At 51.0% G+C, this 21,172-nt stretch carries 16 protein-coding genes and 1 riboswitch; of the genes, 3 read left to right on the plus strand and 13 right to left on the minus strand.

All coding sequences use genetic code 11. From position 1 onward, the window contains the following. Positions 1-51 precede the first annotated feature (51 nt). Entirely contained in the window at positions 52-1,287 is a 1,236-nt protein-coding gene (locus CLFS41_RS11405; protein WP_007867459.1) for a BTAD domain-containing putative transcriptional regulator, read from the plus strand. 127 nt (positions 1,288-1,414) lie between these two features. On the opposite strand, the gene CLFS41_RS11410 is transcribed toward CLFS41_RS11405, so the two are convergent. The 7 genes from CLFS41_RS11410 to CLFS41_RS11445 form a co-directional block, all read right to left on the minus strand. Further along, complete coding sequence (locus CLFS41_RS11410; protein WP_045092346.1) at positions 1,415-2,779, minus strand: MATE family efflux transporter; 1,365 nt, start codon at positions 2,777-2,779, stop codon at positions 1,415-1,417. A gap of 266 nt (positions 2,780-3,045) precedes the next feature. Continuing rightward, positions 3,046-4,482 carry a L,D-transpeptidase family protein gene (locus CLFS41_RS11415; protein WP_040417118.1) on the minus strand — a complete coding sequence of 479 codons (1,437 nt, stop codon included), beginning with the start codon at positions 4,480-4,482 and terminating at the stop codon, positions 3,046-3,048. A 326-nt stretch (positions 4,483-4,808) separates the two neighbouring features. Further along, a complete protein-coding gene (locus CLFS41_RS11420; protein ID WP_007867467.1) occupies positions 4,809-5,561 on the minus strand; it encodes a peptidylprolyl isomerase in 753 nt (250 codons plus the stop codon). 174 nt (positions 5,562-5,735) lie between these two features. After that, positions 5,736-6,935: a putative hydroxymethylpyrimidine transporter CytX gene (cytX, locus tag CLFS41_RS11425; RefSeq protein WP_007867470.1), complete on the minus strand. Its 1,200-nt coding sequence runs from the start codon at positions 6,933-6,935 to the stop codon at positions 5,736-5,738. Between the two features lie 13 nt (positions 6,936-6,948). Continuing rightward, positions 6,949-7,740, minus strand: a complete 792-nt coding sequence (thiD, locus tag CLFS41_RS11430; RefSeq protein ID WP_007867473.1) for a bifunctional hydroxymethylpyrimidine kinase/phosphomethylpyrimidine kinase — start codon at positions 7,738-7,740, stop codon at positions 6,949-6,951. A gap of 206 nt (positions 7,741-7,946) precedes the next feature. Next, positions 7,947-8,055: riboswitch (TPP riboswitch) on the minus strand. 70 nt (positions 8,056-8,125) lie between these two features. Further along, entirely contained in the window at positions 8,126-9,433 is a 1,308-nt protein-coding gene (locus CLFS41_RS11440; RefSeq protein WP_007867475.1) for an ATP-binding protein, read from the minus strand. 7 nt (positions 9,434-9,440) lie between these two features. Next, the gene (locus CLFS41_RS11445; RefSeq protein WP_007867477.1) at positions 9,441-10,142 is read right to left on the minus strand and encodes a LytTR family DNA-binding domain-containing protein; all 702 of its coding nucleotides are present in this window, start codon (positions 10,140-10,142) and stop codon (positions 9,441-9,443) included. 377 nt (positions 10,143-10,519) lie between these two features. Here CLFS41_RS11445 and CLFS41_RS11450 point away from each other — a divergent pair, with 377 nt between their 5' ends. After that, a complete protein-coding gene (locus tag CLFS41_RS11450; protein WP_045092347.1) occupies positions 10,520-11,977 on the plus strand; it encodes a sodium:solute symporter family protein in 1,458 nt (485 codons plus the stop codon). A 156-nt stretch (positions 11,978-12,133) separates the two neighbouring features. On the opposite strand, the gene CLFS41_RS11455 is transcribed toward CLFS41_RS11450, so the two are convergent. Next, the gene (locus CLFS41_RS11455; RefSeq protein WP_045092348.1) at positions 12,134-13,525 is read right to left on the minus strand and encodes a GntR family transcriptional regulator; all 1,392 of its coding nucleotides are present in this window, start codon (positions 13,523-13,525) and stop codon (positions 12,134-12,136) included. A 141-nt stretch (positions 13,526-13,666) separates the two neighbouring features. Between CLFS41_RS11455 and CLFS41_RS11460 the strand changes: the two genes are divergently transcribed. Continuing rightward, complete coding sequence (locus tag CLFS41_RS11460; protein ID WP_007867483.1) at positions 13,667-16,063, plus strand: PAS domain-containing hybrid sensor histidine kinase/response regulator; 2,397 nt, start codon at positions 13,667-13,669, stop codon at positions 16,061-16,063. A 61-nt stretch (positions 16,064-16,124) separates the two neighbouring features. On the opposite strand, the gene CLFS41_RS11465 is transcribed toward CLFS41_RS11460, so the two are convergent. The 5 genes from CLFS41_RS11465 to CLFS41_RS11485 form a co-directional block, all read right to left on the minus strand. Beyond that, entirely contained in the window at positions 16,125-16,703 is a 579-nt protein-coding gene (locus tag CLFS41_RS11465) for a L,D-transpeptidase (protein WP_045092349.1), read from the minus strand. A 90-nt stretch (positions 16,704-16,793) separates the two neighbouring features. Further along, on the minus strand, positions 16,794-17,552 hold the full coding sequence (locus CLFS41_RS11470; protein WP_007867490.1) for a Sir2 family NAD-dependent protein deacetylase: 759 nt from the start codon (positions 17,550-17,552) through the stop codon (positions 16,794-16,796). 120 nt (positions 17,553-17,672) lie between these two features. Beyond that, entirely contained in the window at positions 17,673-18,575 is a 903-nt protein-coding gene (locus CLFS41_RS11475; RefSeq protein WP_045092388.1) for a DMT family transporter, read from the minus strand. Positions 18,576-18,717: 142 nt separating this feature from the next. After that, positions 18,718-19,350: a response regulator transcription factor gene (locus CLFS41_RS11480; RefSeq protein WP_007867493.1), complete on the minus strand. Its 633-nt coding sequence runs from the start codon at positions 19,348-19,350 to the stop codon at positions 18,718-18,720. Between the two features lie 26 nt (positions 19,351-19,376). After that, on the minus strand, positions 19,377-21,059 hold the full coding sequence (locus CLFS41_RS11485) for a histidine kinase N-terminal 7TM domain-containing protein (RefSeq protein WP_045092350.1): 1,683 nt from the start codon (positions 21,057-21,059) through the stop codon (positions 19,377-19,379). Positions 21,060-21,172 lie beyond the last annotated feature (113 nt).

Genomic DNA, 21,172 nt, shown 5'->3' on the forward strand with positions numbered 1-21,172 from the left:
TACGTTAGTATACTAAAATGTAGTAACTCTGTATTGCAAAGGAGAAAGACCATGAAAACATCAGCTTCCGAAGAAAAGCCTACTATTTATGTGAATACACTGGGCGGCTTCTCAATCAAGGTTGGTGATAAAGAGATAACCGACAACAGCAACCAGTCTAAAAAGCCCTGGTGCCTTTTAGAGTACCTTGTTGTGTTTCAAAAAAAAGATATAAGCCCCAACGAACTGATCAATGTCATATGGGCAGATGACCCCGGAGTGAATCCCCAAGGCGCCTTAAAGACCCTGATGTTCCGTTCCAGAAAGCTTTTGGAACCCCTGGAACTGCCTCCACAGAAACTTTTAGTCCAGCAGAGAGGTTCCTATGCATGGACTCAGGAGTACCCTACCCAGCTGGACATTGACCGTTTTGAGGCCATCTGCACCCAGGTGATCAACCACATTCAGGATGAGGACGCAGCGCTTAAACTGTGCCTGGAAGGGCTTGCCATCTATAAAGGCGATTTTCTTCCCAAATCCGAATATGAATCCTGGGTCATCCCCATCAGCACCTACTACCACTCCCTTTACCAGAAGCTGGTTTATAAGACAGTGGATCTGCTTTTGAAAAAGGAAAACTTTTCACTGATCACCTCCATCTGCCAGACAGCTGTGGGGATCGAGCCCTTTGATGAAGAATTCCATTACTACCTGGTATACTCCCTGTACAGGGACGGCCACACCAGCCAGGCAATCGAAGAATACAACCATACCATGGACCTGTTCTATAACGAATTCTCCATATCGCCTTCCGACCATTTTAAGGATCTGTACAAGACGATCCGCAGCAAGGAGCAGGGCATCAACACCAACCTGGATTCCATTCAGGAAACCCTCCGCGAGGAGGCTTCCGGCGGTGCATTTTACTGTGAATACCCTGTCTTTCATGACTTGTTCCAGCTGGAGCGCAGGGCCATTGAGAGAACAGGCGACTCCATCTATCTGTGCCTGCTGACAGTCAGCGACCTGGACGGACATGTGCCAAAGCTGGCTGTCCTGAACAAGTCCATGGAACACCTTAATAATGCGGTCCGCAACTCCCTGCGGTGCAGTGATGTGTACACCCGCTACAGCATCAGCCAGTACATTATCCTGCTCCCAACCGTAACCGCTGAAAAAGGAGAGATGGTATTAAAACGGATCATCTCTAATTTCCACAAGCAATATAACCGCAAGGATCTGACCATAGAATATAAACTCCAGCCCGTACTTCCCTGGGAACGCGCTGTTGGAGCTTTGATGGGGTGATGATGCGGTAATAATGCAGTAATAATATGTCAATCATGTGCCAATTCAAAAAGCTGCGGATGCACCGCAGCTTTTTATTGTTTTCATGAAACAATTCAGGACGGCTCTTCTTCCTGAACTGCTATATTTAACTTTCCCCATTCCCATAAAACAGGTGCTTCAGATTCCTCATCACATACCGGTACGCAGGGAGCAGAAACAGGTCGGCAGCGATCCATGCCACGGGATTGGCGATGCACACGGCCATGTACCCAAATACCGGTACAAGGCAGAAGCCCACAAAAGTCCTGGCCGCCATCTCGCACACCCCGGCCAGAATGGCCAGTCTGGAAAATCCCAGTCCCTGTATCATAAACCGGACCGTGTTCACATACAGAAGAGGTATGTAAAATACGCTGTTGGCAATTAAAAACCATTTGGTATTTCTCAGTATCTCCGTCTCTCCCGGATCAACAAACATCAGTGCGATCAAGTCGCCGAAGAAAAACAAAACCCCAAAAGCGATCACGGCATAAACACAGCCTATCATGGATCCTGCCTTTAACCCCTGATCGATCCGGTCCAGTTTGCGTGCCCCCACATTCTGGCCTCCGTAAGTTGCCATAGTGGAACCCAGCGCATCAAAGGGGCAGCAGAAGAACATACTGATCTTACTTCCCGCAGTTACCGCAGCCACTGCCATGGAGCCAAGGGAATTCACCGCGGTCTGCAAAACCACGCTTCCAATGGCTGTAATGGAATACTGGAGTCCCATAGGTATCCCCATGTTGCACAGGATCTTCATGTAGTGGCGGTCCGGCTTCCATTCATCCTCATTCATCTTCAGGATGGTGTATTTCTTCTTCATATAAAACAGGCAGAGGAGTCCTGACACAGCCTGGGCAGTTATGGTGGCCCACCCTGCTCCCGCCACTCCCATGTCCAACACCAAAATGGCGAACAGATCCAGCGCCACATTGACCACGGAAGAAAACACCAGGAACAAGAGGGGCGTGGTGCTGTCCCCCAGGGAACGCAGGGTACAGGACAGGAGGTTGTACAGGTAGGTGGCCGGTATTCCCAGAAAGATCACAAAAATATAGCTGTAGGCCCCTTCGATAATATCCTCAGGCGTCTGCATCAGTTCCAGGATATCCCGGCAGAAGAGACAGACCGTTGTTGTCATTACCACTGCGAATGCCGCGGCCAGCCAGCCGCCGTTTGCCACAAAACGCCGCAGGGCCTTCATATTCTTTTCACCAAACTTCTGGGCCACAGGAATGGCAAATCCGCTGCACACCCCCAGGCAGAAGCCGATGATCATAAAATTGATGGAGCCTGTGGAGCCCACTGCCGCCAATGCCTTTACCCCAAGAAACTTTCCCACGATAATGGTGTCAGCCATGTTGTAAAGCTGCTGGAACAAAAGCCCGCACAGCATAGGGATGAAAAACCCCAGTATCAGTTTTACGGGCGAGCCTTCTGTCATATCCTTTGTCGCACTCTTGGCCATACTATGTATCCTCTCTGCTTCTAAATCATCATCTGATTATCATCTGAATAAATTTACTCTGTTTGCATCTATTTTGCAAGTAGAAAATAAACCAAAATTCTCACTCCAGGACATACATTTTAGACAATTGGATTTCACTTCCAGTCAGCCGCGGGGAGCAGACTGTCCTTATTACGGAAAAAGGACAAAAAAGGGAGGCTGGGAAACGGATGATCTCACCCATTTCCCAGTCTCCCATACTTTTTGGTCACCGGCGCGGCCTATGCTCACTCATAGCAGAGCACCGGCATCCCTTTGTAAACCAGATCATAGAGAACCGCTGCCTTGTCCGGCGGCAGGTTGATGCAGCCGTGGCTGCCGCTGGTCTGATAGATGGATCCCCCGAACTTGCTTCTCCAGGTCGCATCGTGCAGGCCGATCCCTCCGTTAAACGGCATCCAGTAATCCACATGGCTCTCATATTCGTAGCTTCCATCCGCCTTTTTTGCTCCACGCAGGATCCGGTCCTTTTCTTTGTAAGTCAGACTGTAAATGCCCGCAGGCGTGTCGTAGTTCTTAGCGATATTTCCAGTTACACAGGGAGCTTCCCATACAAGGCTGCCCTCCTGGAACATGTACACATGCTGTCCGGTGAGGTCAATCTCCACATAGGTACTCCCCCAGTCCGGCGCAGTGCGGCTGGCAGCTGTGGCTGCATACACCGGCTCCCGGTCCTGTTCTCCCTCGGCCAGTCCTGCCTGTATGAGCTGGGTAAGGGCTGCGCTCTCCCCCGCCACATCCAGCTTCCATCCATAGGGGCCGGTGATCTCTACATCCTTTCCCCCCGCAGTGTGGAAGGTCCTGGCAGTTCCGGCCGTATCATACTTTGCAGCCAGTCCGGCCACAAACGCAACCACCTTTTCCTGGTCCAGCACCGCTGTGGTGCCCTGGCTGCCTGTAATCCAGCTGCATATCATCTCCCCGGTCAGGGGTTCCTTAACATCGCCGAACACATAATTGACAGTTGCTGTCCTATACCTGTTCATGGTATCACACAGGGCCTTCAGTTCCTCGCTGTCCTCCCGCACATTCACCTGGTAATAACAGCCGGCCCCGTCTATATCCACGGATGTCCGCCCTGCCTTTACCGCTTCTTTGATCAGGGCTTCTGTTTTAGCCTCGTCCACATTATTCCCCTGTACTGCCGGTATAATGGTAAATGGCTGTCCCTCTTCATAGGATGACACACGTGCATCCGCGGTGACTGTGATATTAGAACCGCTTATAAGGGCCAGGGATCTGATCTTGGCTGTCAAAGCCTCCTCGCTGTAGGCCGCGGTCATGGTCATGGTATGGGAGTTGTCCGTGGACGGTCCCGAGTTGCGCCCCGAGGCGTTCTGGGCATCCAGAATAGCCTGGAGACCTTCCGGCACCGTCACCTTATATCCTATGTCCGTTCCCTTAATACGTTCCTCTTTGTCCCCCCGTTCCTTTATGGTCAGGGTATATTCACCGTCATAAAAACCTTCTATCCTGGTTTTTGCCTCATCTGTTGTAAGTCCGCCGATCCCCACACCGTTTACCTTTGTGCCGGGTACGAACCTGGTGGTATCCGCGTTCTGGTCAGCCAATGATGTCACTGCTAATGAGGCCGTAAAAGCCGCGGCTGTCATGACCGTCAAAAGCATTTTCCCAATTGTTCTTCCTTTTTTTACAATGCGCATAAATAATTAGCCCCAATCTTCACTTCTTTTCCAGCCCTGCCATAAAAAGGTCAGGCTGCCTACTTAACATAACAACCTTTTGGGAGAATTTCAACCGTTAAAATAAAAATGTAAGAATTCTTCATAAATTGGGAATTACGCGAAGGGGCGGGCGGGGTGCATCCATTGATTAGAAGAATGGGAATGGTGCGGCGGATACGGCGGCGGTTTGAATAAAAAGCCAGCCGAAATTAAGCCCCAGGCCCCGGGAAACTCCATTGATTCAATCGATGGGGTCCCCGGCGGCTGCGTTTTTATTCCGGCTGGCTGAATGTTTACGAAACTTCTTAATCTATTACTTCGATGCTCTGGATCACTGGCTGGTTTTCTTTAGGGACCGTGCCGTTGTTGTCCACTGGCTGGATATCTTTGCAGATGGCGTCCACAACCTCCATGCCCTCTGTCACATATCCGAAACATGCATATTCCCCATCCAGGAATGTGCTGTCCTCATGCACGATAAAAAACTGTGAGCTGGCGCTGTCCTTGATCTGGGAACGGGCCATGGAGATGGCTCCCCTTGTGTGGGACAGCGGATTTTCCACACCATTGCTTGCAAACTCGCCCTTGATCTCCTCATCGGAACCGCCCATACCTGTGCCCAAGGGGTCTCCGCCCTGGATCATGAAACCGCTCATGATCCTGTGAAAGGTGAGCCCGTCATAAAATCCATCCTTTGCCAGCTTCAGGAAATTGGCAACCGTTATGGGGGCATTGTCCCCGTCCAGCGCCACGTCAATGGTGCCGTAATCTTTTACAGTGATCTTCACATGATGGGTTCCGGCCGCTGCCTCCAATTCCTCAGCGGACGGACCGCCGGTTGCTTCGCTTTCCTTTACCCCTGCTTCACTGCCATTTGCTGCGCTGCCTGTTTCTGCATTGCCGCTTGTCTCCTCCGCCTTTGCGGATTCTGTCTGGCTTTCAGTCTGGGCCTGGGTGGTCTGAGCCTGGGCAGATGAACTGCCTGATCTGCCGCTGCAGCCGGACAGCATGGAAACTGCCAGCAGGGCTGCCGCACCTGCACATATCCATTTTTTCATAATAAACACTCCTCATTCATCCGGGATCTTCCGCCCTTTGTTCCCGGGCCCCCGGTTAATTGGGCGCATATGTAAACTGCATGCACTGTGCCGCAGCCCATACGCCCTGGTTTTAAACTGCCAGAGCATATTGTAACATCCATGAACAGTCCAGTAAAGTATTTTATAAAATTATCACACTTTTATCACATTTTGGGTGTTGGTTTTATGGCCTGCCGTCACACGGTAATATACCAGGCACAGGCCCATGGTAGCCGCCATGTCGGGGAGCGTGCTGCCCACAGGCGTATCCACATGCATAAGGATTCGGTAGATCACAAACCCCGCAAACCATATGACCAGATTGGAAATGCAAAAGGATTCCCTTTTGTGATCCTGTTTTATGAAAAAGTAATCCATGATCTGGATGGCGATCATGGGAGCGAACACGGAACCGATCAGATACAGAAAATTGGTGATATTATCCATGGGAAACATCATGGCCGCCGCGGTACCTATGACCGTAACAGCCACAGCCGCCCACTTTTCCTTGATCTTTTGGGAAATGGACACACTGGATACCCCCGCGGAATACGCGTCCAGGAAGGTGGTTGTCACTGTGGAAAGTACAATGATGAGCAGGCCCGTCAGTCCCAGGCCGGCCTTTACCATAATGATGGAAATGTCGTACTCGCCTGTATAAATGGCAGCCCCCATTCCTATGACATACATAAAAATGCTCACAACACCGTACACCGCTGCGCTTGCCGCTGTTGCTGCAAACGGACGCTCTGCCTCCCTGGTATAATCGCTGATCAGCGGGAACCAGGAAAGAGGCATTGCCACGGACAGCTCCACTGCTGCTCCAAAGCTCATGGCCTCCCCTGAAACTGCTTCCGCTGCCCCGTAGCCTGTGAAGATCACGCGGCACAGGATCAGGGTAAGGATAAAGAGGGCTCCCATAGCCAGGGTATTGATCTTCCCCAGATTCTGGATGCCGATCAGGATCCACACCAGGATCAATCCTCCGATCACCAGGCACCAGATCCACTTCCCTGCCGGGAAAATGCCTCCCGCTGCCAGCGCCCCATCATAGATCATAATGGAGGTCCAGCCCACCAGCTGCAGCACATTCAGGGCGCAAAACAGCAGGCTTCCCCGCTCACCGAAACTCATTTTAACGGTTTCCATGGAACTTTTCCTGGTATAACCCCCAATGAGTCCGGCCAAAAACAGCAGCACGCAGCCGATCACATGACCCAGAAGAATGGCGGCTATGCCTTTTTCAAATCCCAGTGGAGCCAGGTAAGTGCCTGTCAGTATCTCTGCAATGGACACGCCCGCCCCAAACCAGATCAGCCCGTTGCTGAACACAGAAGTTCTTTTTTCACTCATATTCCCGCCCTCCCTAATATTCGCCTTTAATGGCAAACGCATGGTTCATGGGACCGCTGCCCCTGCCAAGGTCCAGCATGGCTCCAAGCGCCCCGGAGAGGTACGCCTTAGCCTTTTCCACTGCCATATCCATCTCCATGCCCTTGGCCAGGTTGGAGGCAATGGCGCTGGAAAGGGTACAGCCCGTGCCGTGGGTATTAGGGTTCTGGATCCGTTTTCCCATAAACCAGCGCAGCTCCCCGTTTCTGTATAAAAGGTCATTGGCATCATTGTGCTGGTGTCCGCCTTTGCACAGCACGGCACATCCGCAGTTCTCCCCAATGATCCGGGCCGCCTCTTCCATATCCTCCTGGGAATTGATCCTGATCCCTGACAGGATTTCCGCCTCCGGGACATTCGGTGTCAAAAGGTCTGCCATGGGAATCAGCCGTTCTTTCAGTACCTGGACCGCTGCTTCATCTATAAGCCTGGAACCGCTGGTGGCCACCATGACCGGATCCACCACGATATTTACCCCATGATAGGCGGACAGCTTATCTGCGATCACCTCGATCAGCCGCGATGAGGAAACCATCCCGATCTTGACTGCGTCCGGAAAGATATCTGTAAAGATATCATCCAGCTGCTCACCCAAAAATTCAGGTGTCACTTCCATAATCCCTGTTACGCCGGTGGTATTCTGTGCAGTCAGAGCAGTGATCGCGCTCATTCCATATACCCCATGAGCGGTCATTGTCTTTAAATCCGCCTGGATGCCGGCGCCTCCGCTGGAATCACTTCCTGCGATTGTTAATGCTGTGTACATAGTTATTCTCCTTTTCGCATTAATTTTCTTAGGCGACAGAAGGTGGTGCCCCCAGCCTGCCGCCTGGGTGCCCATTGGGCTGATTCCCTTTTACCGAGTGATAATATCCACCGATGACACATATTGCCGGTTCCGCGTATGGCCCATTCCACACCTGGCCCATTCCGCACAAAAACGGCGGTGCACCAAAACAGGTGCACCGCCGGCATATGATCTCCTATGGTCCCTACGTTGGCATTATCCAAATCAGGTAATGGGTCTAAGCATGAACAGCTTACTCTCAGCCCACTTAAGTGAGCTCCCCGTTGTCTGTATTAACAATACTCATTATAACTCTTTTTGGGAAAAATGCAATCCATTTTTCCATTCTTCCCCTGGGCACGCCTTACTCCGCCATGGCCCGGTCCACGATCTTCACCATGGCTGTAAAGGTTGTGCCGTCATAATCCACATCAAACTCATCCCCGGGATGGTTCAGGATCCTCCGGATACTGAGCATGCCCAGACCTCCGTCCTTTTTGCTGGAAAGGATCTTTCCCCCTCTCTGTGTGATCTGTCCGTTATAGGAATTTTCCACCATCATCATCAGATGGTCATCCATCCACCGGGCCTGGACCCGTATAAAACGTGCTCCGCTGATGCGCCTGCAGGCTTCAAAGGCATTTTCCAGCAGGTTTCCGATAACAATGCACAGCGTCAGGTCATCCACGGGCACGTGCGCCGACAGGTCGGCCCTGGCCTCAAAGGTGATATCCTCCTGGCGTGCTCTGGCTGCATATTCCTGAAGCAGTCCGTTAACTGCCTGATTCTGGCAGAATACCATCTGGGCCGTCCGGTCCAGTTCCTCCTTGAGGTTTTTAAGGTACCTGTCCTGCTCCTCCTTTTCCATGTTCTGCAGGGCATGGATATGGTGCCGGAAATCATGCTTAATGATACGCACCTGCTCAATATAATCAAGGGTCTGGTTATAGTGCTCCCTCTGCTTTCCGATCAGCTGCCTTGCAAACTGCAGTTCCTCCTCCGTTTTCCTTCGGCATGTGATCTCCAGGGTATTTCCCAGGATCATCACATAGAGGATCAGGATCATGGCACAGAGGGCCATAAAGAACAGGATATCCTGGATCCCCCGGGATGCCAGGGAACGAGGGGAGAAAATGCTGTTTGTCCCAATGGCAAGCACCACAAGGGAAACGCAGGGATAGGTGAGAAGCAGGGAACAGGAACGGGTGGAAAGCTGTGAAAAAAGGCGGTCCACCGCATCTCTCAGCCAGAACCGCACAAACAGGCAGAAGCCGGCCGCGGAAACAAGGGATACCAGAACACAGATCTGGCCGTAGGACAAGGGAACACGGCTGCCCAGCACCCAGGCTGCAAATTCGTTCAGGGATGTGGAAAGCACGGCGAACAGCCATGCTGAAACATAAAGAAATGCCTTTTTCAGCAGACTGCCCTGAAAAAAGATGAGGAGCACAAGGAAAAACAGGCATGAAAAGATGCCCTGGAAAACAAAAAAGATCTCTTGGGGAATATGAAACAAGGACTGCATGGATACCATGATGACCCACAGATAGGCTGACACTGCCGCTATATTCTCCCGGTTCCTGTGCTTTGGCTCCAAACATACGAAAATAGGCATCATACGCACTGCCAGGTTAATCAGATTCAGAAAAATCGTACATGCGTTATCGTTCATGAAAACCTCATTTCAGGCGGTGATGGTAATATGCATTCTTGCTCTGCTTGTAAAAATTCCTGGAAATGGGGATCAGCTGTCCCTCCCTCATGTGAAAGCAGGAATCCTCCAACCGCTCCACCTGTTCCAGATTCACCACGTAGCTCTGGTGGCAGCGCAAAAACTGCGGATGCTCCTTCAGCTCCTCCTGGAGTTCCGACAGCTTCTGCCCGATTGCCAGCGTCTCCCCGCTTGTCAGGGTCACAAATACCCGGTGCAGGCGGTTCTCAAACCAGGCGATCCGCTCCAGCTTAAGGTGTACGGGAACACGGTTGTGGATAACGGATATACACGCTTCCCGCTCTCCCAGGTACTGGTTTACCACACGTTCCATGGTGGCCTCAAAATGATTCCTTTCCACCGGCTTTAGGATAAATCCTGCCGCATTGACGCTGTACCCATCCACCGCGGCCTCCAGGGATGAGGTGATGAAGACCACCGCGTGATTCCCCTTTCCCAGCCTGGCCGCTGTCTCAATGCCGGTCAGCCCAGGCATCAGCACATCCAGCAGATACAGGTCATACTCCTGTCCGGCTTCTATGAGTTCGCTCCCTTTTTCATATGTATCAATATGCACTGCCATTTGACGCCCTTCAAAAAATACGGACGCGTATTCCACTATGAAATCACACTCTTCCCTTGTGTCGTCACAGACAGCAATCCTTAGCACGTTTTCATCCCCCTCCGGCAGACTCCCTGGTCTGTATCCATAAGATCCACAGTTTTCTCTACAGCGTTTTTCTCTATTTTATGGGCATTCCTTCCATAAGTCAAGTTTGGGATTTAAATGTCATATTCGGTATCAATTCTGCAGAAGTGGTTATTTATTCCAACAGCAGGGGTATGTTACACTTATTGTATGAAAATATGTAACAGTTCAGGACGGCGGAAAAACGGGTGCAAAAGCGGGCGTTACGCTTGCTTATAAGTCCGTTTTGGCGCCCATTTTCACATCGGATGGACATCCGATGCTTCTTGACCGGCTCTTCCGGTCAAGAATATGAGCCGTTCTGAACAGTTACAAAAATTTTATACAGGAGGGATTTTATGGGTACAAATATCATTGTAACAATCATCGTAATCGTCTACCTGCTTTTTATGCTGTGGATTGGCTGGTATTCTTCCACCAAAATATCCACCAACACCGACTTCATGGTGGCCGGACGCCGTCTCGGCCCGCTTCTCATGGCCGGAACCCTGGCAGCCACGGAGATCGGCGGCGGCAGTTCCCTGGGCGTTGTGCAAAACGGTATGTCCGGATACGGCCTCAGCGCTTCCTGGTATATTACCACCATGGGAATCGCCTTTATCATCCTGAGCTTTATTGCCCCCAAATTCCGGGCCGCGACCGTTAAGACGGTTCCTGAGTATTTCCGCAGACGCTACGGCAAATCCTGCGGCATCATCACAGCCGTCATCATGCTGCTTCCCCTGGTGGGTCTTACCGCCGGACAGTTCATTGCCTCAGCCGTTATCCTTTCCACCATGCTGAACATCGATTACCAGGTTGCGGTAATCATTGTGGCAGTGGTGGTAACCGTTTACTCCATCATGGGCGGCCTTTGGAGTGTCACTCTCACCGACTTTGTCCAGGTATTCCTGATCGTGATCGGCATGATCATTGCAGTCCCCTTTGCCATGAACTATGCGGGAGGATGGAGCCAGGTCACTGCCAATATTCCGGAGGGAACCCTGAACATGTTCCAGGGCTATGACCTGTTTGGGATCATTTCCCTGGTCATCATGTACACGGCCACCTTCTCCGTAGGCCAGGAGGCAGTATCACGTTTCTATGCCGCCAGGGATGAAAAGGCTGCCAAGAGAGGCGCATGGCTGGCTGCACTGGTGAACTTTATCTATGCATTTATCCCCACCATCCTGGGCATCATCACCCTGGCCCTGATCAACATGGGCAAGTTCAGTTCCACCCAGTTTGAATCCGTTGGCGCCCGCTACGCCCTGCCGGTTCTGGCTATCAATACCATGCCCGCCCTGATCTGCGGCCTGCTGTTTGCCGGGATCATCTCCGCTACCATGTCCAGTTCCGACTCCGACCTTCTGGGCGCCGGCTCTATATTTGCCAACGACATCTATAAGGCAGTCCTAAAACCGGATGCCTCCAGCCAGTCTGTTATGACCGTGACAAAAGTGGTAATGTGCCTGGTAGGCGTTGCCTCCATGCTTATCGCACTCTTTAATACCCAGAGCATTGTATCCATCCTGATGTTCTGCTTCACCCTGAGGGCCGCCGGTTCCTTCTTCCCCTATGTGATGGGGCACTATTGGAAAAAAGCCTCCACGGCCGGAACCATCGCCTCCCTGATTGCAGGGACCGTTGTGGTCGTGTATCTGGAGCACGTATCCAAAGGCATGCTCTTCGGAATTAAATTCAGCCAGCCCATCATACCGGGCCTTGTGGCAGCATTTATCTGCTTTGTCATTTTTTCCTATGCCATGCCGCCAAAGGTGGCGACAACGGAACTGGCCCCGGAAGAGGACGATTGACACCGGATGGGATCAGATTCATCAGGATCTGCTGTTTAAAAAATAAAGGTGGATGCCGGACACATATTTGTGTTTCGGCTCCACCTTTTCTGATGTATCCTTCTGGTTTACAAATTTATCTTTCCGGTTTAACGTTCCGGCTTAACGTTCCGGTCCTCACTCTTGATTCAGCGCTTTCATTACGGTCCTGTACATCTTTCCCACCAAAGCCTTTACCCCCCGGCTGTACAGTCCCCCATCATCACGTTCCAGCCCTTCCGCCAGCATGCGGGACGCGCCACCGGCGGTTTTGTCCAATTCAGCCAAGTGGATAAAAGGATATCCCCACAATAAAAATTCATACAATTTATCACATACCTCCCCGAATCCCATTAGGGAATGGATCCTCAGCAAACGGATCACGGAATCAAAGACCAGATAAAACAATCCGCCAAACCGCGTCTGTTCTTCCATACAGGACTTCAGGGCTCGCTTTTCCTCCTGCTTCAGAAGTGAAAACACTGCCCCGATCACGCTGTCGCAGGTATAATATACGATCTGGATACTGTTAAAAAACATCTGAAAATTCTTGCTGACCGCAGGCATACAAAGCTTATCCACATCCGGGGCAGAAAACATGACCCTGATCCCCACTCCATTGACAGTATGGACCACCCCCAGGGCGCTCAGCAGTTCAACCGACCTGCGGACAGTACTGAAGGATACACTGTATTCTTCCGCGATCGCTCCATAGGAGGGGAGATAATCCCCCTCAGCATAGCCTCCTTCCAGCACGTGGCGGATCAGGTTGGATACCAGAGCATAACAGCATTGGGGCCGGTCCCGGTAGACCGTCCATTGGAACAGAGCCGGTTCAGGCACGTCTTTCTGGTCCTCCACAGATGCCAAATACTCCATAATGGCATTATAAAACTCCTTCTGCAGCTGAAAAAAGCCATGTAAGAATCCTGTCTTATCCAGATTCCGGCAGGAGGATATCATCTGTGCCCCAATGGCTTTGGCATGTTCCCCACCATAGGCAAATTCACCCATATTTTTCTGAAAACACGGAAATCTGTAATACAGAAGCGCTTCATTATACAGGTTCATAGCCAAAGGATTATCCAGACTCTTCATCATGACGTAACAGCATCTGAGGGAGATTTCGGAAGCCTCCATACCCGGTTGGGAAATACTCCTTCCCAAAGCCTCCATCTCTTCCGCCTTAAGACGCCTGCATCCCTCCTCCAGCAAAGGCCTCAGCACCAGCAGAAGGGACTGGTTGACACCGGGCATCATATCTTTTCTGGCAAGAAAGTATTCCCTGAGTGACTGCTGTATTTCCTGGTCAGAGACATCATAGGCCACCGCGCTCTTCCTGCCCGGGGAGACATCCACATATCCCTCTTTGTTCAGCTGCACAAACGCCCTGCGGATGGTCTGCCTGGATATCCCGAACTTCTCGCACAGCTCACCGGCAGAAGGCAGGACATCCCCCTTTCTGTAATATCCGAATCGGATACGTGATGCGTAATATTCATATATTAAACGGGATTGGCTGTAATCCAATGCAGACCCTCCTTCAAACGTATTTTGAGATATTATAGCATTTATTCTTTGATTCTGCCACGGTCTCTTGTTATTTCATGGTATTTTTGATATAATACTTCAAATGTATACTTATGAACAAGGTTGTGGGAGTATGAGACTATGAATGAACATGCAAACGACACTTATGCAGGGTCTCCCGGCGGACCCTTATCCACATATTACGAATATAACACCCTGATGCGGCTGTTAGGTGTCAGCGTGAGCAAGCATCTGCTGGATGAACACTACACCGTTATCTGGGCCAATGATTTTTATTATCAGCTGATCGGCTGGTCAAAAGACGAGTATGAAGATATTTTCCATAACCAGTGTGACCTTTATTACAGGGAAGATCCGGAAGAATGGGCGCGGCTGACAGCCACGGTGGTGGAGGCAAGGAACACCAACCAAAGCGGCTACAGTCTGATATCACGTATTCGCCGGAAAGACGGCCAGTATATATGGGTGAAATTTTCCACAGCATTTGCGGATGAGTATGTAAACGGCTGTCAGGTTGCCTACACCAGTATTACCAATATTGACGACCTGGTGCGTATTCAAAAGGAGCAGTCGGTTACCTATAATAATCTTCCCGGCTTCGCGGCCAAATTCATGGTGGAGGGCAGGGACCTGCAGCTTCTGGAGGCCAATGACCGATTCCGCGGATTTTTTGGCTGTGACAGCCTTTCCTGCGGTCTGTCCAACTGTATGACGGAAAAAAACAAACTCACCTTTGAACAGAACCTGCCCCTGATGCAAGCGGGCAGATCCGTCCATTTTACGCTGGAAGCCCGTAATAAGGAGGGGAACAGTGTGTGGCTCCAGGTCAACGGTGACTGTATCGACTGGGTGAACGGCCGCCCGTTTTACCTTATCATCTACATTGATATTACAGACATCACCGAGCAGAAGGAACTTCAAAAGCAGCTGGAAGAGCGCTCTGAGATGTTAAAAAATGCCCTCAAGGAAGCCGAGCGGGCCAACCGGGCCAAGTCTGACTTTCTTTCCAGTATGTCCCATGACATACGGACTCCTATGAACGCCATTGTGGGGATGACGGAGATCGCCTTTGCCCACCTGAATGACCCTGAAAAGGTGGGCAGCTGTTTGAAAAAGATCTCCCTGTCCAGCCAGCACCTGCTGGGCCTGATCAACGATGTTCTGGACATGTCCAAGATTGAAAGCGGAAAAATGGCCCTGCGGTATGATTCCATGAATCTCCCCGAAGTCATGGAAAATGTGATCGCCATTGTACAACCCATGCTAAAATCCCGCAAACAGCTTTTTTCCATCCAGCTAAAGAACATAGTGCACGAACAATTTTCCTGTGACACCCTCCGTCTGCGGCAGATCCTCATTAACATCCTGTCCAATGCCTCCAAATTCACTCCCAGCCAGGGACGGATCACAATAAATATAGAGGAGATCCCCTCGGAAACCAGCGGTGAAACGCAGATGATATTTACCTTCACCGACACGGGAATCGGTATGAAGCCGGAGTTCCTGGATCATATTTTTGACGCGTTCACAAGGGAAAGGGACGGACGGGTGGACAAAACCGAAGGCAGCGGCCTTGGCATGGCCATCACACAAAAGATAGTGGAATTAATGGGCGGAACCATTACTGTTGAAAGCCAGTGGGAAAAGGGAACCAGGTTCACGGTAAGCCTCCCTCTCCGCATTGAAGACCAATCCATGGAGCAGTGGGAATTTCCTCCGCTAAGGATCCTGGTTGCAGATGATGACACCATTATGTGTGAATATACGATTCATCTCCTGGAGGGCTTGGGAATCCATGCCACCTGTGTCACCAGCGGTGAAGAAGCCCTGGAACAGGCTATAACGGCCCACCGGCATAACCGGGACTTTGACGCCGTGATCGCGGATTGGAAAATGCCCGGAATGGATGGCCTGGAAACCATGAAAAAGATCCGGGAACAGGTCAGCCGCGATGTGCCGGTCCTGATCGTCTCCGCCTATGATTGGGCTGAAATTGAAGAGCCCGCAATTGCCGCAGGCGTAAATGGCTTCCTGCCAAAGCCCCTGTTTCCCTCCACCCTCATGAGAGGACTGAACAGGTATGTCCTTGGGCGTGATCCTGCTTCCGGCCAAAGAGACAGGGAGCGCCGGTATGATTTTACGGGAAGCACCATCCTGGTGGTGGAGGATAACGAGTTGAACCGTGAAATCGCAGTGGAACTGCTGACCGCTGTGGGCGCCAGGGTAGAGGCGGCATGTGACGGCGCCCAGGGCGTGGAAGCATTTTCCCACTCTCCTCTTCATTCCTGTGATCTCATCCTCATGGATATCCAGATGCCTGTCATGGACGGATATACCGCAACCCGGCTGATACGGGAACTTCCCCGGGAGGACGCGGCCACCGTACCGATCCTGGCCATGACCGCCGATGCCTTTGCCGAGGACATCCAGGCTGCCAGGGAAGCCGGAATGGACAGCCATATCGCAAAGCCGCTGGACATAGCGGAACTAAAGCAAACGATCAGCCGCTTCCTATAGCGCAATACTATTAAAAGCCCCCGGCATGTCACATCCGGGAGCTTTTAGTTTGTTGTCTCCATTAAGGACCGATGGTAACCGGCACTCCCACGTTACAGTACTGCCACAGCGTATCCATAACATCATTGGTCACGGCAATACATCCCGCAGTGCCGCCTCCCTGTTCTCCATGTATTTCAATGGCTCCGCCCAAAGGCGTATCCCAGGGCGGCTTTTCTCCCGCCTTGTTTGCGTCCACAATGGCCTGGTACTGTTCCTGATTGATCAGACCGTCCGCAAGGCCTCTCTCAGCATCCTCAATATTTGGATAAGACAACCCCAATGCCAGATAATACTGACTTTTGTCATTCATGGTGCACACATAGAACTTGCCTGAAGGGGTGATCTCATCCCCCTGCTGCACTTTGTCCCCTGTGGCCGATTCCCTGCCCAGTTTAGCCGGCCATGTACCGATCACAGCACTGTAACGGCTCAGGGTCACTGTGTTTTCTTTTTTGCTTACATAGATATTGATACCGTTCACAGACGGTTGATAAACCGCCCCCGGCCCTGCCTGTCCAGCCATGGCGCTTACAGGGGCTGCTGCCCACAATGCCAGGGACAGTATCCCCAGCCCCAGACGTTTACGGATATTCCTCATATACGCTCTCCTTATACGGTTTTATGCCTGGGGCAATTATACCACATGAACCAGAAAATGGAATTGACGTAATAAAATTGAAAGGAAATCCTAAGCTTTTTCCCCATATCCAAGTTTTGGAAGCACATTCATAGGATAATCCAGGATCACAAGGGACGCCTCTTTGTCCAGATAGTGCTCCTGCTTATGTATGATCACGATATGGCTTCCTGTAAAATACTTGATATACTGTCTGAATACCTCGGAGGCCATGGTTGTTCCAAGGAGCAGCAACACATCTGCCTTAGTGATCTCCTCCGTGGTCTTTGTCATGTTCTGGCTGTCCACCATCTCTCCCACCAGGGATATCATGGGCCTTACAGGGATATTACAGGTTTCACAGATGGGGACCCGCCTGGCGTTCATGATATAGGACAAAGGATACTTTTTCTTACACCTGGGACACTGGTTCTGATAAATGCTCCCGTGGAGATTGACCACTTGGCGGCAGCCTCCCCTGCGGGGGCTGTCGTAAATGTTGCTGTCGATCACGCACTGAAGTTTCCCGTCCCGCTCCATGGCCGCCAAAGCCGGGCCGGTGGGAGTGTCCCTGGGTGCGTTGTGCAGCATTTCATTTTTGTAAAACTCAAAAAACTGTTCCGGACGGGTATTGTAGAATGCGCTGGAATACATCTCCTCCACACCATAACCGTACCGGTTCTCAATGTCATAGGCTTTATCCTGCTTCTTAATGCCTATAAAACCGCCCTCTTCCATCATACCGGAGCCACAGAGCGCCACTGTATAGGTACTGTCATCCAGAATTCTCCTCAAATGAGATATTTTCTCATGAGTTTTTTTCTCATTCATAGTGATACCTCCTTCCGGCTGCCCGAAATCATCTTCCGGGAAGATTACCATTGTATCTTATTATCACTATTATATAATTTTTTCCAGATAATTACCACAGTTTTCGGCGCATTTATCATACTATTGACAATTTTTTTTATCATTTTCTTTCTTCTCAACCCGCGAATAAAGAAGAACACCCCCGATTGTAACCGCTCCCCCCATGATTTGAAGCGGTTTTGGCACTTCGTTAAAAAGGAAAAGGGCAAACAAAGCGGCCACGGCAGGCTCACACAGCTTGGAAGCAGATACAAAGGAGGGGGAGAGGAATTTAAGGCACCAGCTGAAAATGCTGTGCCCTAACAGGGTGGAGCATACGCTGAGAAGGAATCCCACCATCACGGAACGCATACCGTACCCTGTAAACGCCAACCCGCTGGCAGCAGTGGCAAGTCCCAGGGCCAGGGCGCAGAACACATATACAATATAGGTGTAAATCGTGGTGGACATATAGCCTCTGACCTGACGCCCGATCAGGGTATACACGGAACAGAATATGGCAGCTGCCAGGGCCAGGATATCCCCAAACAGGTGGTCTCCTCCTGATGAATAATCGGAAAACGCAATGAGCATGCTCCCGCCAACGGTCACAAAAATCGTTCCCACCGCTGCCAGGGAAACCTTTCCTTTTAAAAAGAGTGCGTATCCCATGGCCACCCATATGACCTCTGTACATGAAATTGCAGTGGAGCTGGCCACCGAGGTCATGGTCAGGGATTCAAACCATGAGGTGAAATGCAGGGCCAGGAACAGACCGCTGGCAGCGCACAGCAGTACGGTCCTTCTGTTGGCCCCCATCAGTTCCTGCCTGCATTCCTTTTTTCCCAAAACCACCGGAGTCATAAGCACAACGGTCCACGCAAGCCTGTAAAAGGCTGTGACAACAGATGGCGCCTGGGAATATTTAACAAAAATAGCCGATAAGGAGATACCGGCTATTCCGATCACGATCATTATCAACGGATGTTTTTCTAAAAATTTCATCTGGGGTACCCTGCCTTTATTCTTGGTCATTGCCGTTATTCTACCACAATCCCCTTACACAGTCCAGATGAAAGTGATTTTAAGATCACGGATCATCCCGCCCATAGCTTTGACCGCTGCTCATGGTATATAGAAGCGCAGTCTAATCCAGATTGTTCTTCACTGCAAAAACAGCCAGCTGGGTACGGTCCTTCAGTTTCAGCTTTTCTAAGAGACGGGAGATATTATTGCGCACAGTGCCCTCCGCCAGGAAAAGCTCTGCCGCGATCTCTCGGTTGTCCATGCCCTGGGCCACAAGCCGCATGATATCCCGCTCCCTGGGCGTAAGGTCCATGGCCTGATCCGGCCTAAAACCCGAGGGCGCCATCTGTCGGCGCATGCCTTCAAATACGCTTCCTCCAAACACCCGGATACCGGCGCATACTGTTTTTACGGACTGGATAACCTTATCGTCCTCCATCTCCTTTAGGATGTACCCATCCGCCCCGCTGCACACAGCCGCGTCCACCGTCTCCCTGTCATCAAAAGTGGTGAGCACCAGGACCTTGATATCCGGAAACTCCTCCTTGATCTTTGCAATTCCGTAGCTTCCATCATACTGGGGCATGCGCATATCCATCAGAACCACATCCGGCTTCACCTTCCTGCATAGCTGCCATGCCTCCCTGCCGTCCGCTGCCAATCCGGCCACCTGAATGTCACTGTCCTGCTCCAGGATCGCCTTAAGCCCCTGTCTCAGTATCTGGATATCATCAGCGATCACTACCTTTATCATAAAATCCCCCTCTCTTTTCTCTGCCGCTACGCGGACTCCCTATCCCGCAGGGGCAGATTGATATAAATCTGAAAACCTTCCCCTATTCCGGATATGGTTCTAACCTTGCCCCCAGCCCGTTCCACCCTCCGGCGGATACCGCTCAATCCATTTCCCTCCTCTATGCTGCTGCATCCCTGGCCGTTGTCAAATATATAGAAGTTAAGACTGCTGCTGAATTTGAGGATCACATCCATATGGGTGGCTTCTGCATACTTGAGGCAATTGGTGATCGCTTCCCGGAGGCATTCATACACAACAGGCGACAGATAAGAATACTCCTGTTTGTCCTCGCCCTGTATTTCCACCTCCACCTCGATCTCCTTTACGCTTGCGGCCAGCTGGTAGACGCCCTGTGTGATCAGTCCATAGGATTCTCCCTGCCTGAGATTGTTAATGGAACAGCGCAGCCGGCGGATACCGCTTCCTGCCAATTCCTGGGCCTGAGACAGATATTCTCCCGTACCAGCGCCCGTGCCCCCGCTTTCGTAATCGATACGGATCAGCTTTAACAGGGAATTGATCATGGTCAGGGTATGACCGGCTGTGTCGTGTACCTCCTGTGCAATGCGGTTGCGTTCCTGTTCAATAGCCAGTTTCTGGTTGGATACTGCCAGCTCTCTTCCCTGCTCCAAAAGCTGATAATATCGTCCCACATCCGAGAACATCACAGTTCCTGCCACGATCTTCCCCTTTTTATCACAGCAGTTGTAATGTTTGACTTCCAATTTCCGTTTCTCATGCCCGTCATCCAGGGTAAGGACCGTGCTGCCTGCCACGGGATCTTGGGTGTCCGATATGCCGGGGTGACGGAGGCCCGTTCCCGGCTCTCCATCCACCCGGATCCCCCTGTCCTTTAGCATGTTCCACATCTCCTTTGCTTCATCGCCGGTCCTCAATCCAAACCACGTTTTCACGGCTTCATTGCAGTATGTAATCTTCCCCCTTTGGTTGTACACCACCACCCCTTCTGAAATCGTATCAAAGATCTGTTCATAGGCCATGGTATTCACATCCAGAAAATCATAGCGGAAAACGGCCAGCAGCATCAGGATGCTGGACAGGGCAAATGCCGGGGGCGTCAGGTCAAAACCGCTCCTGACCAGTCCAGTCATGTAGAGCAGGTTAAACCCAAGCGGTACTGCGGCCGACAAAAGGATCACTGCCATGTGGGACAATGCCACCCGGTTCTTTTTAAACGTCATTAGTACCACCGCCATGCCAGCCAGTACGCAAAGGTATGTGTATGCCATATGAATATAGAACACAGGGCCATAGACCACCTGTTCCACTTCAAACATGATATAGAACAGGTGGTGATATTCATTGGTGAGAAGAATGGAATAATTCACGGCGGAAATGCCAAACAGAAGACTCTCCGCCCAATGGTTTAATTTCCTTTTACTGTACAAAAAAGCAAATTCCAGCCAGGCAGGGCCAATAAAACTAATGCCCAGATAGGAAATAACATAAGCCAGGTACTTCATTCCCCGATTCATGGGAAGGGCAGAAAACAATTGGGGAATGCACCATATTATGATAAGGAACTGGCATACCGCCAGGGCTCCCGTGGTCTTGTTTTTATCCGCCTTTATGATCAGCCATCCCGATGTATAGAGAGACAGGCCAATGGCTAAAAGATATGCGGTCCTCAGCATGATATCCAACATGTTCCAAACCTCCTTGGGTATGATCCCCTCTGCAAAAAGGCAGACAACAGGACAGGCCGCTGTGCACAGTCTGCATACACGATTGGTCTGTCCCTTTGATTATAGCCTTATAA

Source organism: Clostridium sp. FS41 (assembly GCF_000954015.1).
Classification (GTDB): domain Bacteria; phylum Bacillota; class Clostridia; order Lachnospirales; family Lachnospiraceae; genus Enterocloster; species Enterocloster citroniae.